Below are 15,922 nucleotides of genomic sequence, written 5' to 3'. Positions count from 1 at the left end.
AACTTTGACAAAGTTGTTTTATTTAGCAGTAGCTGTACTAATTTTTGCTTCAACTTCTTCTTCTGTTCCTTCGTAAACTTCGGTGGTTGTTTTACCATTTGCAGTTTTTGTTACAGTTCCGACAGCTTTGCCGTTTTCATTTCTTAAATCAACACGAACTGACGTTTTATCATATTTACTAGTATCAAAACAATCTGTTTTTTGGTATTTTCCAGTGGTATCAAAATGAGCTAAACATTTCGCTGTTTCTTCAGCCGTGCACCCTTTTTCTTTACACATTTTAATGCATTCTTCTTTTGTCATTCCAGACATATCACCGCATTTAGAAATACCTGCATGCATCTCTGTCTTGGCACAACATGAGCCTTTTGCTACCAAACCTGCATTTGCATGTCCTTCTCCTAAAATTGGTGCAATTACCAATCCTATTAAACAAGTTAATTTGATAAGGATGTTCATTGACGGTCCTGAAGTATCTTTAAAAGGATCTCCTACTGTATCTCCGGTTACGGCAGCTTTGTGTGCATCAGAACCTTTGTAAGTCATCTCTCCGTTGATTAGAACTCCTGCTTCAAAAGATTTTTTAGCATTGTCCCACGCACCTCCGGCATTGTTTTGAAAAACCGCCCAAAGTACACCAGAAACGGTAACTCCAGCCATATATCCACCTAACATTTCAGCAATTAACTGATTGTTATCTGCGTAAACTAATTTTCCTAAAAGTACAATCGCAATCGGGAAACCAATTGTCAGGATTCCAGGCAACATCATTTCGCGTAAAGCTGCTTTGGTAGAAATCTCAACACATTTTCCGTATTCAGGTTTTCCGGTTCCTTCCATAATTCCAGGAATTTCCTTAAACTGACGACGTACTTCGTAAACCATATCCATAGCGGCTTTTCCAACAGAATTCATGGCTAAAGCCGAGAAAACCACGGGAATCATTCCACCCACAAATAGCATGGCTAAAACTGGTGCTTTAAAAATATTAATTCCGTCGATTCCTGTAAACGTTACGTAAGCTGCAAATAATGCTAATGATGTTAAAGCTGCAGAAGCAATTGCAAATCCTTTTCCAGTCGCTGCAGTTGTATTTCCTACTGAATCTAAAATATCGGTTCTGGTACGAACTTCTTTTGGTAATTCGCTCATTTCGGCGATTCCTCCAGCGTTGTCAGAGATTGGTCCAAAAGCATCGATGGCTAATTGCATAGCTGTAGTTGCCATCATCGCTGAAGCTGCTAAAGCCACTCCATAAAACCCTGCTAACGCATAAGAAATCCAGATTGCTGCTGCAAACAAAATTACCGTAGGAAAAGTAGAGATCATTCCCGTCGCCAATCCTGCAATAACATTTGTTCCTGCTCCTGTAGATGATTTTTGTACAATTGCCATAACTGGTTTTGTACCTAATCCTGTATAATATTCTGTAACTGATGAAATAGCTCCACCAACAACTAAACCAACCAAAGTTGCATAAAAAACTCGCATTGATGAGATATCTTTAGCGCCTTCGCCAAAAAAGCTCATTTGCATGGTTTCCGGCAACATGTATTTTACCAAGAAGAAACAAGCAATTGCGGTTAACACAATCGATACCCAGTTTCCTATATTTAATGCTTTTTGTACTTGTGCTTCTTTTGCATTGTCATCCGATATTTTTACTAATGTCGTTCCGATAATCGAAAATAAAATTCCGAAACCGGCAATTGCCATTGGCAGTAAAATTGGTCCAATTCCGCCAAAAATATCCTGGATATTTCCGCCCATATCTTTGATCACGTAATTTCCTAAAACCATTGCTGCTAAAACAGTTGCTACATACGAACCAAATAAATCAGCTCCCATTCCTGCAACGTCTCCAACATTATCTCCTACGTTATCTGCGATTGTAGCAGGATTACGAGGATCATCTTCCGGAATTCCGGCTTCTACCTTACCTACTAAATCGGCACCAACATCGGCCGCTTTTGTGTAGATTCCGCCACCAACTCTGGCAAACAAAGCGATTGATTCTGCACCTAAAGAGAATCCTGCTAAAGTTTCTAAAACCTTAGTCATATCTTCAGATGAAGTCCAAACCCCATTCATAAATATTTGAAAGAAAACAATAAAAAATCCTGTCAGACCTAAAACAGCCAAACCTGCAACGCCCAATCCCATTACGGTACCACCGCCAAAAGACACTTTTAATGCTTGTGGTAAACTTGTACGGGCAGCCTGAGTGGTTCTAACATTTGTTTTAGTGGCTATTTTCATTCCCATATTTCCAGCCAAAGCCGAGAAAAATGCACCAAAAATAAATGCTACTACTATTAATATATGTGTTGTAGGAACAATAAAAGAAATTCCGGCTAAAACTATACTGGCACCAATTACAAAGAAGGTTAGTAATCGGTATTCTGCTTTTAAAAATGCTAATGCGCCTTCGTAGATGTAATCTGAGATCTCTTTCATCTTGCCATCGCCAGCATCTTGTTTTAGGACCCAAGTCCTTTTTATTGCCATGAAGAGTAATCCTATAATTGCCATAACAATTGGCAAGTAAATCATAAATTCGTTCATAATATTATAATGGTTATTGGTTAATATTCAATAAACTATGTAAAACGAATTTAAACAAAAAAGCAATACTCCTGACGGCAGTATTGCTTTTTTTATAATAGAATAGGGTAAAAATTATTTAATACTAAATAATCCCTCTGGTTTATTTTCAATATCATCAAAACGCTTTGTACACTCAGCAATAATTGCAAATGCTTCGTTTACATCTCCCCAACCTTCTACATCTACTTGTTTGTTTTCAAGGTCTTTGTAAACCTGGAAGAAGTGCTCGATTTCTTTTAATAAGTGACCGTTAATATCTGAAAGATCATTTAATGAATTCCAGATTGGATCTGAAACTGGTACACAGATAATTTTTTCGTCTGGTCCTTTATCATCTGCCATATGGAAAACTCCAATTGGTTTTACTTCTATCACACAACCAGGAAAAGTTGGCTCATTGATTAAAACTAATACATCAAGAGGATCTCCGTCAAGTGCTAAAGTTTCAGGAATAAATCCGTAATCTGCCGGGTACATCATTGAAGAGAATAACATTCTGTCGAAACGCATTCTTTTGATTTCAAAATCGTACTCGTATTTATTTCTACTTCCACGTGGTATTTCGATTAAAACATCGAAAGTTGTTAATTTGTCTGCGGTCATTTTCGTTTTTTATTTTTTCTATAATTTCGATTGCAAAAGTAACTAAACAATCCTTTTTTACAATAAAAAACTTCATTAATATGCCTACTTTTCTTTTAAATAACAGACAGTTAATATGTAATTTTCCTATTTCGCTTATTTAAGTAATAATGCCACAGCAAATATGTCGCATAAGATCGATACGGACTCCATTGCTGAGCATGAATTTCCATTTCGTTTTTGTCGTGAATATTCAATAATTCTTTGATTGTATTAACGACTGCAATATCGCCTAACGGAATTAAATCCGGCTCCTGAAGACAAAACATTAAGTAAATATCGATTGTCCAATTTCCGATTCCTTTTAGTTTGATGAGTTCTTCCCGAACTTGTTTTGCTGATTTTACAGCTAAACTTTCTATATCTAATTCTTTGTTTAAAACAGCACCGGCTAATATTTTGATGTATTTTGTTTTTTGCCGGCTTACGCCTAAAACACGAAATTCTTCATCTGTCAAAACCGACATCGTTTCCGGATTGCAAGTTGTGTAAGCTTTTATTTTTAAGAAGGTGGCTTTCGCCGAATCTATAGAAACTTGTTGTTCGAGAATCAATAATACCAGAGTTTCGAAACCTTGCGGACGTTTTGGGATTGGCGGCAATCCATATTTATCGATGATTTCCTGAAATACAGGATTTTTTGTGGATAGAAAATCGATAGCTTCTTTCATGACGTGATTTTTAGCCCCGATAGAAGTGGAAATCCTTTTGTGCCGGGGTTCAGCACAAAAGATTGGAACGGATAGCGGGAATAGCTCCTAAAATTAAAAAATAATCTCGCAGACACGCCAAGTTGCTAGTAATAAAAACTTAGCGACTTGGCGTGTCTGCGAGATTATTTCGCTCTAATTATCTTAAAAATAGAATCCGAAAGATCCTTTTACTGCAAATTTATTAGCATCCGGAGTGTTTAAATAACTTCCTCTCCAGGAGAAATCGATACGGAATACTTTGAAGATATTTCCTATCCCGGCGTTGTATTCCCAATATACATTTTCTGGCGCATTGTACGGTAATCCCGAAGCATTGATCGCTCTGTTTGCATCTGAAATTGTTCCGTAAACTCCTTTTACTCCAACAAATTCTCTCCAGTTTAGTTTTCTCATAAATGGAATTCTGGCGAATAATCTTCCTCCAAAATCATGATTCCATTGTAAAGTAGTATACTGATCTGTAATAAATTCGTAGAAATTCAGGTTACTAAACGTATTTTCGATTGTAAAATAAGTCTGGTTTCCAGGAATAACACTCATTAATCCTAAAGGAATTGTACCAAAGGTTTTTCCGGTTTCAAGGATAATGTTCGATCTTCCTAGTGGTCCAATTATAATAGGTTGTTTGTAGAATAATTGTATTTTTTCGTAAGCGAAATCACTTTGCATCACTCCTTTTAGTCCGTAACTAAAGTTAACAAAGAAATGACTAAACGGGCTGTCTACAAGACTACGTTCTACACCAAAACCAATAGTTTTACGATTTGGCATAAGCTCAAACTGAACATTGGCTTCGAACTGCTTTACTGCACTTTGTACTACTCCGGCAGGATTTGCGGCGGTTGGCAGCGTTGTATAATAATCGAGACTAAAAGTTGGCGAAGCAGATTCTAATGTCCTGTATGAAACACCTGCCTGAACAACAAAGTTCTTTAAAGGTTCCATTTCGATCGAAACGTTGCTCAGATTAATATTGGTTAGTTTTCCGTTGCTTCCTGTTGTAAATAAGGCTGATGACGCAAAACTTCGTCCTAAAATATCATTTGTTGTGGTTAAGCTGGCACCAATTTGCTCGATGTCACGTCTGTTTCCTCCGGAAATAATGATTCGCTTTTTCTTGTCAAGCATCCATTTTCCTGAAACTCCGTACTTGAATTTATTATCATCAAAACCGTAAGCCGTATAAGCTTGTATACGCCATGGATCATTTGGGCCGAAATAGGTTCTTCCTCCTGCTCTAAGTCTTAATCCTTCGACTTCATTATAACCAAAAGTCGAGAATATGGGGCCAAAATCGAAGTTTTTAAATTCGACATAACCACTACCTAAAATAGAGACGAGACTATATAATTGTTTAAATCGCTTGACGGTTTGCAGCGTATCCAGCATTTTGTAAATACCGGCTTCGTCTTTATTTAATTTCTCGAAACGATTTTCTTCCCAGAATTCAGGCGGTCGTTCATAAACAGCATTGTCTATATAATTGACTTCTTCTTTATAAAACTTCTCTGGTTTCTGGATATTAAATTTATGATTACGATAGAGCGTTGTTCGTTTTCCGTAAACACCTTTTGATTTTTCTTTTTTATTTAAAGCAAAATCCGACATCATGTAGTCGCGTGTTAACAGAAAAACAGAATCGTTTTCTACCTCGAATTCCTGCTCGATATAAATATCTTTTACCCAGTTAATATTGGCACTTTTGGTAACGCCCATATTAATTTTCTTGATCGCAAAAGTAGAATCGTTTACCCAAAAGTCTCCTTTGAAGGTTAATTCGTTTTTACGTCTTGGATAAAAAACAATGTTATAACACCATTTTTTATCAATAAAAGCACTGTCTTTTAAAACATAGTTATAAACGTCAATTCCGGTTCTTGAAAGCGGACTTGTAAAACTTTTATCGAAAAACTTAAGGTGATTGTCGTAGATATTATAATCTGAATAAAGGTCTTTTACGAATGAAAGAATTTGTTGGTTTCCATTAAAACCTGACATTTTATTTCCTGTAATGTTCTCTTTTACTTTCTTTAATTTGTTATCTCCGTAAACATCATAAACTGATTCGTTGATAAAAATTGGAAGATAGGTTTTTCCCGTAACATCAGATGTGTCAACATGTTTAAATACAAACTCCATTCCTTTGAAGAGTTTGTTTTTCATAAAAGCACTATCGATTGTGTTCATATCGAACTCAACCTTCTCGTACTTTTGCATTTGGTATTGATTGAATTGGTACAAACCGTTTTTACGTTTTCGTTCCCAAATTTTTCTCAATATGTCTAATGCCGGATTATTTTTTTTAGATGTTTTTCCGGTAAAAATTACTACTTCATTTAATGCCTCAGCTTCGCTTAAAACTATTTTAAAATCATAGTTTACCGCTTTGTCTAATGAAACTTCTCTATCTGAGAATCCTGCAGAACTTACCAATAAAGCAGTGTAAGTTGTTGGCGATTCGAGATAAAAACGACCGTCTTCATTAGAAACAATTCCGGTGTTTGAACCTTTGAACACAACATTGGCAAAAGGTATCGGCTGATTAGACTTGTCCAAAACAATTCCGCTCACTTTAGTTTGTGCAGTAGCAATCGTCGCAAATGCGAATACAAAAAATAGGCTGAGTAAAATTATTCTTTTCATCGTCTGGGCAAAAAAAAACTTCATCAATTAACTATGAATGATGAAGTTTTGTGAGTATTTTAAATGTGTATTATTTGTATAACACTTTTTTAACTGCTTTTACTACATCACCTGCATTTGGTAACCAGTCTTTTAATAATACCGGAGAATACGGTGCAGGAGTATCTGCTGTTGTAATACGTTGAATTGGCGCATCAAGGAAGTCGAAAGCTTGTTCTTGAACGATATAAGTAATTTCAGAAGAAATACTAGCGAATGGCCAAGCCTCTTCAAGAATCACTAAACGATTTGTTTTTTTTACAGATTTTAAGATCGCGTCTTTATCCATCGGGCGAACTGTTCTTAAGTCGATAATTTCGCAAGAAATACCTTCTTTAGCTAATTCGTCAGCAGCGATAAAAGCTTCTTTGATGATTTTACCAAAAGAAACGATAGTAACATCTGTTCCTTCACGTTTAATATCAGCAACTCCTAAAGGAATTGTGTATTCTCCGTCTGGCACTTCACCTTTGTCACCATACATTTGCTCAGACTCCATAAAGATTACCGGATCGTTATCACGAATCGCAGCTTTTAAAAGTCCTTTTGCATCGTAAGGAGTTGATGGCACAACCACTTTAAGACCCGGAGTATTTGCAAACCAGTTTTCTAAAGCTTGTGAGTGAGTTGCTCCTAATTGACCTGCAGAAGCAGTTGGTCCGCGGAAAACGATAGGCACATTAAATTGTCCACCTGTCATTTGACGCATTTTAGCAGCATTATTTATAATTTGATCAATACCTACTAAACAGAAGTTGAAAGTCATGTACTCTACAATAGGACGACAACCGTTCATAGCTGATCCTACTGCTATTCCTGTAAAACCAAGCTCAGCAATTGGAGTATCGATTACTCTTTTTTCGCCAAACTCAGCAAGCATTCCTTTTGAAGCTTTGTATGCTCCGTTGTATTCTGCAACTTCTTCGCCCATTAAATATATGGATTCATCGTGACGCATTTCTTCGCTCATCGCTTCGCAAATGGCCTCTCTAAATTGTATTGTTCTCATATTTATATTGTATGTTGAATTTTCTGAAGAGCAAAAATAAATATTTTAAATAACTTAAAAGCATAAATTAGATTTAAAATCACATGAACTTCCTTATACCTTGCGCTTTTAACTTTTTAAAATTTATTGTGACATTTACGAAATCGATATAATTGTAATTATTTCGCTCATAAAGTGCTTATCATACAAACTCAACTCTTTTTGTTTGATTTTTATTTTATCAAATTCTTTCACTAGAACGTAAGAATTCGAAAAGTAGTATAATTTAGACTAAACTTTAACACTTGAGCAGATTGCCTGATTTGCAAAATTCCTAAGAATCAACAGAAATGAATGAATTATTTATTTTTAGATATAGCAAAACAGCTTCTAAATTTCAGAATCTGCGAAATCGTAATAGTTTTTAAATAATATTATGCATGCATAGTATTTTATTCCGATTTTAATTTCTAAATTTGTAAAAGCATATTATAAATATAAAATATATACTTATGAAAATATTAGTTTGCATCAGCCACGTGCCTGATACTACTTCAAAAATCAACTTCTCCAATGGCGACTCAGAATTCGATACCAATGGTGTTCAATATGTAATTAATCCTAATGACGAGTTTGGTTTGACACGTGCCATTTGGTTTCAGGAACAACAAGGCGCTACTGTAACTGTAGTAAATGTTGGAGGACCTGATACTGAACCAACTTTGCGTAAAGCTTTAGCAATTGGTGCAAACGAAGCTATTCGTGTAAATGCTAACCCAACTGATGGTTTTTTTGTTGCAAAACAATTGGCCGAAGTAATTAAAAACGGAGGTTATGATCTTGTAATTGCAGGAAAAGAATCTCTTGATTATAATGGTGGAATGGTTCCTGGAATGATTGCAGGAATTTTAGGTTCTAACTTTTTAAACTCTTGTACAGCTATTACCGTTGACGGAAGCAATGTAAAAGCGGTTCGTGAAATCGATGGTGGAAAAGAAACTGTAAGCACAACTTTACCATTAATCATTGGCGGTCAAAAAGGTCTTGTTGAAGAAAAAGACTTGCGTATCCCGAACATGAGAGGTATCATGACTGCAAGAACAAAAGCACTTACTATTCTTGAGCCGGTTGACGCTCCTGTAAATACAAAAGCGGTGAAATTTGAAAAACCAGCTCCAAAATCAGCAGTAAAATTAGTTTCTCCTGATAATTTAGATGAGTTAATCAATTTATTACACAACGAGGCTAAGGTGATTTAAGATTGTAGCATTTAGATTTTAGATTGCTGATCGCAACGCAAAATCTAAAACTCAACATTTGATTCACTTCAAATCTAAAATCAATAATCATTTTAGATTTCAATTTTTAAAATCTGAAATCTAAAATCTAAAATCTAAAATTATTATGTCAATATTAATATACGCAGAATCTGCAGAAGGAAAATTTAAAAAAGTTGCTTTTGAATTAGCTTCTTACGCTAAAAAAGTAGCAGAAACTCTAGGTACAACCGTAACCGCTTTAACAGTTAACATTAGCGATGTAAGCGAATTATCTAAATACGGAGTAGACAAAGTATTAAAAGTAACTAACGATAAATTAGCTGGTTTTACTGCTAAGGCTTACGCCGATGTTATCAAACAAGCTGCTGAAAAAGAAGGAACAAAAGTAGTTTTACTTTCTTCGACTACAGACAGTATTTATCTTTCTTCATTAGTTGCCGTGGCTTTAAATGCCGGTTTCGCATCAAATGTTGTTGGATTACCGGTTAGCACTTCACCTTTTCAGGTAAAAAGAAATGCTTTTTCAAACAAAGCTTTCAATATCACAGAGATCAATACTGATGTAAAAGTTCTTGGTTTAGCTAAAAACTCTTACGGAATTTTCGAAAGTGCAGGATCTGCAACTGAAGAAGATTTTAATCCATCAATTGGAGACAATGATTTTGGGGTAAAAGTAGAATCTGTAGAAAAAGTAAGCGGAAAAGTATCTATCGCTGATGCTGATATCGTAGTTTCTGGCGGACGTGGATTAAAAGGTCCTGAAAACTGGGGATTAGTTGAAGATTTAGCAGCGGTATTAGGCGCTGCAACAGCATGTTCTAAACCTGTTTCTGATTTAGGATGGAGACCTCACAGCGAGCACGTTGGACAAACAGGAAAACCAGTTGCAACAAATTTATATATTGCAATAGGAATCTCTGGTGCAATCCAGCATATTGCGGGTATTAACTCATCAAAAGTAAAATTAGTAATCAATAACGATCCTGAGGCTCCTTTCTTTAAAGTTGCTGATTACGGAATTGTTGGAGACGCCTTTACAATTGTTCCTGAATTAATTGAGAAATTAAAAGCTTTTAAAGCGCAACATTCTTAATTTAAAAATTCTCTATAAAAATATAGCTGCCTAAAAACAAGATAATCGTATCTTTGTTTTAGGTGGCTTTTTTGTTCCATATTTTTTGATTAAAATTGCACCTTTATTTTTCAATCAAAAAAAGTCTTAAAATGAGGCAATAATTGCCCTTTTTTACCCACATATATGAGTCTAGTAAAATTATCCATAAAAGGAATTTCATACAGTCAAACTCAAAATGGCGCTTATGCCTTAATTTTGAACGAAGTTGATGGCGAACGAAAATTACCAATAGTTATTGGCGCTTTTGAAGCCCAGTCAATCGCTATTGCCTTAGAAAAAGAAATAAAACCTCCTCGCCCATTAACGCACGATTTATTCAAAAACTTCGCTGAGAGATTCGATATTGTCGTAAAACAAGTGATTATTCACAAACTTGTAGATGGCGTTTTTTATTCGAGCTTAATTTGCGAAAGAGATAAAATCGAAGAAATTATCGACGCCAGAACATCTGATGCAATTGCATTGGCTTTACGTTTCAACGCTCCGATTTTTACTTATAAAAATATCTTAGACAAAGCTGGTATCTATTTAAAATCAAATACTGCAGAAACTGATCAGGGTTCTCAGGAAATTGATGATGTACTTTCTAATCCGGAAACTTTTGGTCATGAAGAAGAAAGCAATCAATCCGGAGATGTTTATGCAAAACATAGTTTACAGGAATTAAATGAACTTTTAGATCAGGCTGTTTCGCAGGAAGATTATGAAAAAGCAGCAAAAATCAGAGACGAAATCTCTAAAAGATAAATTATTGTTTAATCGTTGGTTTGTTTATTCGTTAAATCGATTAAACAATTAAACGAATAACCGAATAAACAAAAAATGAAACAATATTTAGACCTGGTAAAACACGTTTTAGAAAACGGTAATCAAAAAGGAGATAGAACAGGAACAGGAACCAAAAGTGTTTTTGGCTACCAAATGCGCTTTGATTTAAGTGAAGGTTTCCCAATGGTTACAACCAAAAAATTACACTTAAAATCGATCATTTACGAATTACTTTGGTTCTTAAAAGGTGATACGAATATAAAATATCTTCAGGAAAACGGAGTAAAAATCTGGGATGCCTGGGCAGATTCTAATGGAGATTTAGGTCCTGTTTACGGACATCAATGGCGCAATTGGAATAGCGAAGAAATTGATCAGATCTCTGAATTAATCACAGAACTAAAAACAAATCCAAATAGCCGCAGAATGTTGGTTTCCGCATGGAATCCTTCTGTTTTACCAGATACTAAAAAGTCATTTGAAGAAAACGTAGCCAATAACAAAGCTGCTTTACCTCCTTGTCATGCCTTTTTTCAGTTTTATGTAAGTAGTCCTGATCTTGAAAAAGGAGAAACAAAAGGAAAATTATCCTGCCAGTTGTACCAGCGAAGTGCTGACATATTTTTAGGAGTTCCTTTCAATATTGCATCTTACGCGTTGTTAACGATGATGATTGCACAGGTTTGTGATTTAGAATATGGTGAATTCATCCATACGTTTGGAGATGCGCACATTTACAACAATCACTTCGAACAATTAGAATTGCAATTAACACGTGAGCCCAAACCATTACCAAAAATGATCTTAAATCCAGAGATTAAAAATATTTTTGATTTTGATTATAACGACTTTACACTTGTAGATTACGAACCGCATGCGGGAATAAAAGGAAGTGTTGCTGTATAAATTATAAAAAAATCCGCTTAAAAATTTAAGCGGATTTTTTTATACTGTCTTTTTATACTACTAAAACACTATTTTCACTTCCTGCAAAGTCATTCCATTTATAAGAATCTGCTTCAGGATCATTTACATAACTCCCGTCAATTACGTACTTAAATTCGTAAATTGCATCTTTAACTAAGTCATAAGTGGCCTTAAAAGTGCCATTTTTCAACTTACTCAAAGTTCCTTCCTCAACATTCCAGTTGTTAAAATCGCCAACAACCGCTGCCGAACTTGCGTCTTTAGCATCTATAGAAAATGTAACTTTAACTACCGGCTTCGTTTTAATAAATTGTTTCTTTAAAGACATAACTATTTAGTTTTTAGATTCATAGACTAAATTACACAAATTCAGATGAATTTTCGATACCTTCACAACCGATTTATGATAATATCAAAAACCGAATATTTTTTTAGCTATTTAATAATTAAATCTGCTTAAAATTTTGGATTTCAAACTCTCAGCGCATTTAAGGAGAAATATTCCAGCATCTAAATACGGTCATTAGAAAATAAATTTTAACTTTATAACCTCATTAATATCTTATGGAAAAAGAAGTGCACGAACAATACGAATATGCCAGAAGAAGACTTAGACAAAAGAAGATTCTATACTTTCATTTTGTACTTTTTCTCCTGGGAAGTTTATTTTTATTTATTGCCAACAGATTTTTCGGTTTTGGCGCTAACACAGAACAAAACTGGTGTGTTTGGGGAATTACGATATGGTTCTTTATCTTTATTTTGCACTTTATCAAGGTATACATCACAGACAGGTTCATGAATAAAAAATGGGAAAGAGAACAAATTGACAGACTTGTTGGTCTACAACAAAAAAGAATTAGTCAATTAGAATCCAGAATAATTGAGGATACCGAAAATAAAATTTAGTTACTAGATTGCTATGATTATAATGATAGCGGCTGTTGCCGAAAATAACGCACTTGGAAAAGACAATGAATTAGTTTGGCATTTACCAAATGATTTTAAAAGATTCAAATCGCTTACAACGAATCATCATATTATTATGGGAAGAAAAACATTTGAAAGCTTCCCGAAACCACTTCCAAACAGAGTTCATATTGTAATAACACGCCAGAAAGATTATCATCCGGAAGGCTGTATTGTAGTGGATAGCATCGAAAAAGCTATTGCTGCCTGTCCTGAAAACGAAGATTCGTATATTATTGGCGGAGGCGAAATTTACAATCTAGCCTTACCTTATACTGATATTATAGAAATAACCAAAGTTCACCATACTTTTGAAGCGGATGCTTTTTTTCCAAAAATCAATAAAAGTGAGTGGCAGCTGGTAGAATCTGAAGAAAATTTTAAAGATGAAAAACATCTTTTTGACTACACTTACGAAACATACATTAGAAAATAATAAAACAAAAAAAAACATCCTCTTGTGAAGGATGTTTTTTAAAACGATTGATTTTTAAATCTGACTCATTCGAGTAATAGCTTTGGAAAAAAAATCACAAATGTTAAGAAACATTTGAATAACTGAATAACATTTAATGTTAAATGAGAACGAATCTCAAAGTGCCTTTAATAACAAATACCACTAAGATATTAAAGGCAAGAAAATTAAAATTTCCAAAAACAAATTTAATCCTAAGAACGTATTTCGCGCTTTAAAAAGAGTATTGGCCCCAAGAACAATACTTTCAAAGCTACTTACAAGAACAAATGAAATTACCAAGGCGAAAAAAATATTCATTTGATTCAAGTCATTAATTCAATCAATCATTAAAATTTTATCTTTTTAACTGAAGCAAAGTTGGCCATAAAATCTATGTCCCACAATACCCACTTTTAGTGATTTTTTCAAAATACCCACTTTTGGTGATGGTCAAAAATCCAGCATCTATCAACAATTAAAAGCCTCCTGCTAAAACAATTAATTTACAATTTCAAAAACTCAATTACAGTTAAGTCAGATTGTATTATATTTGCGTAAATAAAAAAAATGTCTGAAAAAATAACCCCATATAAAGACTCTTCTTTAGGTAAAAAAGAGCAAGTTGCCCAAATGTTTGATAACATCTCAGGGAACTACGACAATTTGAATCGCGTAATTTCATTTGGAATCGATATTAAGTGGAGAAAAAAAGTATTAAAAATAGTTTCGGATAAAAAACCAAAAGTTATTCTTGATATTGCTACAGGAACTGGTGATTTGGCTATTTTAATGGCACAAACTAATGCAGAAAAAATTATTGGTCTTGATATTTCTGCAGGAATGCTGGAAGTTGGAAAAAAGAAAATCGCAGAAAAAGGATTATCGAATTTAATCGATATGGTTTTGGGAGATTCTGAAAAAATACCTTTTGAGGACAATTATTTTGATGCTATAACGGTTGGTTTTGGAGTGCGAAATTTTGAGCATTTAGAAAAAGGATTTGCTGAAATTTTAAGAGTTTTAAAACCTAATGGCGTTTTTGTAATTCTTGAAACTTCTGTTCCGGACAAAACACCTTATAAACAAGGCTATAAATTTTACAGCAAAAACATACTTCCTATTATTGGAAAACTGTTTTCTAAAGACAATTCTGCCTATGGTTATTTGTCTGAATCTGCTGCTGCTTTTCCTTATGGTGAAGCGTTAAACAATATTTTGAGAAAAATTGGGTTTATAGATGTTGTAGCTATGCCTCAAACTTTTGGGGTTGCCACCATTTATTCTGCATCTAAAAAATAGTATGAAAAAAACTGTAGTCTTACTTTTATTAGTCTTAACGACAAACGGATACTCTCAATTTGCTAAAAGCATGTTCAGCAAGGACCCCATTATAAATCTTGAAAACTGGCAAAAACAACGCTTGTATTTTGGATATTATTTAGGTTTTAATAGTTTTGATTTTAAATTTGACTACAAAACTCCCGGTCCGGATATTCAGGTAAAAAAGACTACTGGTTTTAATGTAGGTGTTGTAGCCGATTTAAGATTACAGGAATATATTAACCTGCGTTTTGAGCCAGGTTTGTATTATACTAAGCGTGATTTGTATTATCCAAATCAACCTTTAGAGAAAGATTATTTAAGAGAAGTAAACAGTACTTATATTCACTTTCCTTTATTATTAAAGTTTTCGTCTTTGCGTACCGGAAACATTCGCCCTTATTTAGTAGGAGGAATGTCTACAACGCTAAATTTATCCAGCAACGCAAAATCTAAAGACGATAACTTTGAAGGAAAGTTTAGAACAAAACAATGGACCGCAGCTTACGAAGTAGGTTTTGGAATTGATTTCTTCTCTGAATACTTTATCTTCTCTCCTTCTATCAGAGGTATGTTTGGTATTACGAATGAATTAATTCACGATAATCCAGCAAAAGGACCTAGCCCATGGACCGATAATATCGATTCTATGAAGTCAAGAGCTATTTTAATTAATTTTACTTTTCATTAAAACAAATTCTTAACTATTTCGTTTAAACTCACTAAGAATAATTGCTGTTGCAGTAGCTACGTTTAAACTTTCGGTTTTTTGCAGCTCTCCAAATCTAGGAATTGTGAGTCGGCTTGTAACTATTTTTTCAATTTCTGATGAAATCCCATTCGCTTCATTACCCATAATAATGATTCCGCTTTGAGGTAAATTAGATTGATAAATATTTTCGCCATCCATAAAAGTTCCAAAAACAGGAATATTAGCTTCAGCAATAAAAGTTTTCAAATCAACATAATTCACATTTACTCTGGCAATAGACCCCATAGTTGCCTGAACTACTTTTGGATTATAAATATCGACAGTTTCTTTAGAACAAATAATTTGTTTGATACCAAACCAGTCACAAAGACGTAAAATCGTTCCTAAATTTCCGGGATCACGAATATCGTCGAGAGCTAAAATCAAACCCGAACTGGTTATTTTATTTTCTGATGGAATTTTAAAAACCGCCAAACATGAATTTGGAGTTGATAAGGCACTAATTTTTTTAAGTTCCTGCTCATAAATAAGCGTACGTTTTGAAGAATGAACTTCTTCAAAATCATTTAGAGTCGTATATAAATGCTCTAATTCAAAATTGGATAACAACAATTCTTGAATTACTTTTACTCCTTCGGCGAAAAATAATTGATTTGCAAAACGTTGCTTTTTTTGATGTAAACTTGATATAAGTTTTATTTGGTTTTTACTAACCATAAAAT

At 34.2% G+C, this 15,922-nt stretch carries 15 protein-coding genes; 8 read left to right on the top strand and 7 right to left on the bottom strand.

Annotated elements, in window-relative coordinates; genetic code table 11:
• Positions 1–18: 18 nt before the first annotated feature.
• The 5 genes from L0669_RS07620 to L0669_RS07600 form a co-directional block, all read right to left on the bottom strand.
• On the bottom strand, positions 19–2,565 hold the full coding sequence (locus tag L0669_RS07620) for a sodium-translocating pyrophosphatase (RefSeq protein ID WP_263762493.1): 2,547 nt from the start codon (positions 2,563–2,565) through the stop codon (positions 19–21).
• 114 nt (positions 2,566–2,679) lie between these two features.
• Positions 2,680–3,210: an inorganic diphosphatase gene (locus L0669_RS07615; protein WP_065449271.1), complete on the bottom strand. Its 531-nt coding sequence runs from the start codon at positions 3,208–3,210 to the stop codon at positions 2,680–2,682.
• Positions 3,211–3,320: 110 nt separating this feature from the next.
• On the bottom strand, positions 3,321–3,920 hold the full coding sequence (locus L0669_RS07610; RefSeq protein WP_263762491.1) for a DNA-3-methyladenine glycosylase family protein: 600 nt from the start codon (positions 3,918–3,920) through the stop codon (positions 3,321–3,323).
• A 183-nt stretch (positions 3,921–4,103) separates the two neighbouring features.
• Positions 4,104–6,605, bottom strand: coding sequence for a DUF5686 and carboxypeptidase-like regulatory domain-containing protein (locus L0669_RS07605; protein ID WP_263762489.1), 2,502 nt, complete (start codon positions 6,603–6,605; stop codon positions 4,104–4,106).
• A gap of 70 nt (positions 6,606–6,675) precedes the next feature.
• Positions 6,676–7,653, bottom strand: a complete 978-nt coding sequence (locus tag L0669_RS07600; protein WP_173970884.1) for a pyruvate dehydrogenase complex E1 component subunit beta — start codon at positions 7,651–7,653, stop codon at positions 6,676–6,678.
• A 491-nt stretch (positions 7,654–8,144) separates the two neighbouring features.
• On the opposite strand from L0669_RS07600, the gene L0669_RS07595 reads away from it, so the two are divergent.
• From L0669_RS07595 to L0669_RS07580, 4 genes are all read left to right on the top strand, one after another.
• Positions 8,145–8,891, top strand: a complete 747-nt coding sequence (locus L0669_RS07595; protein ID WP_173970883.1) for an electron transfer flavoprotein subunit beta/FixA family protein — start codon at positions 8,145–8,147, stop codon at positions 8,889–8,891.
• A 145-nt stretch (positions 8,892–9,036) separates the two neighbouring features.
• Entirely contained in the window at positions 9,037–10,005 is a 969-nt protein-coding gene (locus tag L0669_RS07590) for an electron transfer flavoprotein subunit alpha/FixB family protein (RefSeq protein WP_173970882.1), read from the top strand.
• 165 nt (positions 10,006–10,170) lie between these two features.
• Positions 10,171–10,794: a bifunctional nuclease family protein gene (locus tag L0669_RS07585; protein ID WP_042566126.1), complete on the top strand. Its 624-nt coding sequence runs from the start codon at positions 10,171–10,173 to the stop codon at positions 10,792–10,794.
• Positions 10,795–10,869: 75 nt separating this feature from the next.
• A complete protein-coding gene (locus L0669_RS07580) occupies positions 10,870–11,721 on the top strand; it encodes a thymidylate synthase (RefSeq protein ID WP_263762487.1) in 852 nt (283 codons plus the stop codon).
• A gap of 52 nt (positions 11,722–11,773) precedes the next feature.
• On the opposite strand, the gene L0669_RS07575 is transcribed toward L0669_RS07580, so the two are convergent.
• Entirely contained in the window at positions 11,774–12,070 is a 297-nt protein-coding gene (locus L0669_RS07575; RefSeq protein ID WP_173970880.1) for an isoamylase early set domain-containing protein, read from the bottom strand.
• Positions 12,071–12,306: 236 nt separating this feature from the next.
• Here L0669_RS07575 and L0669_RS07570 point away from each other — a divergent pair, with 236 nt between their 5' ends.
• The 4 genes from L0669_RS07570 (at position 12,307) to porT (ending at position 15,179) form a co-directional block, all read left to right on the top strand.
• Positions 12,307–12,651, top strand: coding sequence for a 2TM domain-containing protein (locus L0669_RS07570; RefSeq protein WP_173970879.1), 345 nt, complete (start codon positions 12,307–12,309; stop codon positions 12,649–12,651).
• Between the two features lie 13 nt (positions 12,652–12,664).
• Positions 12,665–13,147 (top strand): dihydrofolate reductase, encoded by a 483-nt coding sequence (locus L0669_RS07565; protein ID WP_173970878.1) that lies wholly within the window; start codon positions 12,665–12,667, stop codon positions 13,145–13,147.
• Positions 13,148–13,735: 588 nt separating this feature from the next.
• On the top strand, positions 13,736–14,467 hold the full coding sequence (gene ubiE, locus L0669_RS07560; RefSeq protein ID WP_173970877.1) for a bifunctional demethylmenaquinone methyltransferase/2-methoxy-6-polyprenyl-1,4-benzoquinol methylase UbiE: 732 nt from the start codon (positions 13,736–13,738) through the stop codon (positions 14,465–14,467).
• Between the two features lies 1 nt (position 14,468).
• Positions 14,469–15,179 carry a type IX secretion/gliding motility protein PorT/SprT gene (gene porT / locus L0669_RS07555; protein WP_263762485.1) on the top strand — a complete coding sequence of 237 codons (711 nt, stop codon included), beginning with the start codon at positions 14,469–14,471 and terminating at the stop codon, positions 15,177–15,179.
• Between the two features lie 9 nt (positions 15,180–15,188).
• Here porT and L0669_RS07550 read toward each other — a convergent pair whose 3' ends face one another.
• Entirely contained in the window at positions 15,189–15,917 is a 729-nt protein-coding gene (locus L0669_RS07550) for a TrmH family RNA methyltransferase (RefSeq protein ID WP_263762483.1), read from the bottom strand.
• Positions 15,918–15,922 lie beyond the last annotated feature (5 nt).

This window comes from Flavobacterium bizetiae, from assembly GCF_024271895.1.
Taxonomy (GTDB): domain Bacteria; phylum Bacteroidota; class Bacteroidia; order Flavobacteriales; family Flavobacteriaceae; genus Flavobacterium; species Flavobacterium bizetiae.
The sequence above is the reverse complement of the archived record's forward strand: the minus strand, read 5'-3'. Positions and strand labels throughout refer to the sequence as shown.

Excerpts from the sequence above, each read along its gene's own strand:
- ubiE (WP_173970877.1), top strand. The coding sequence starts at position 13,736 with ATGTCTGAAAAAATAACCCCATATAAAGACTCTTCTTTAGGTAAAAAA.
- L0669_RS07585 (WP_042566126.1), top strand. The coding sequence starts at position 10,171 with ATGAGTCTAGTAAAATTATCCATAAAAGGAATTTCATACAGTCAAACT.
- L0669_RS07610 (WP_263762491.1), bottom strand. The coding sequence starts at position 3,920 with ATGAAAGAAGCTATCGATTTTCTATCCACAAAAAATCCTGTATTTCAG.
- L0669_RS07595 (WP_173970883.1), top strand. The coding sequence starts at position 8,145 with ATGAAAATATTAGTTTGCATCAGCCACGTGCCTGATACTACTTCAAAA.
- L0669_RS07565 (WP_173970878.1), top strand. The coding sequence starts at position 12,665 with ATGATTATAATGATAGCGGCTGTTGCCGAAAATAACGCACTTGGAAAA.
- L0669_RS07600 (WP_173970884.1), bottom strand. The coding sequence starts at position 7,653 with ATGAGAACAATACAATTTAGAGAGGCCATTTGCGAAGCGATGAGCGAA.
- L0669_RS07615 (WP_065449271.1), bottom strand. The coding sequence starts at position 3,210 with ATGACCGCAGACAAATTAACAACTTTCGATGTTTTAATCGAAATACCA.
- L0669_RS07590 (WP_173970882.1), top strand. The coding sequence starts at position 9,037 with ATGTCAATATTAATATACGCAGAATCTGCAGAAGGAAAATTTAAAAAA.
- L0669_RS07570 (WP_173970879.1), top strand. The coding sequence starts at position 12,307 with ATGGAAAAAGAAGTGCACGAACAATACGAATATGCCAGAAGAAGACTT.
- L0669_RS07620 (WP_263762493.1), bottom strand. The coding sequence starts at position 2,565 with ATGAACGAATTTATGATTTACTTGCCAATTGTTATGGCAATTATAGGA.
- L0669_RS07605 (WP_263762489.1), bottom strand. The coding sequence starts at position 6,605 with ATGAAAAGAATAATTTTACTCAGCCTATTTTTTGTATTCGCATTTGCG.
- L0669_RS07550 (WP_263762483.1), bottom strand. The coding sequence starts at position 15,917 with ATGGTTAGTAAAAACCAAATAAAACTTATATCAAGTTTACATCAAAAA.
- L0669_RS07575 (WP_173970880.1), bottom strand. The coding sequence starts at position 12,070 with ATGTCTTTAAAGAAACAATTTATTAAAACGAAGCCGGTAGTTAAAGTT.
- porT (WP_263762485.1), top strand. The coding sequence starts at position 14,469 with ATGAAAAAAACTGTAGTCTTACTTTTATTAGTCTTAACGACAAACGGA.
- L0669_RS07580 (WP_263762487.1), top strand. The coding sequence starts at position 10,870 with ATGAAACAATATTTAGACCTGGTAAAACACGTTTTAGAAAACGGTAAT.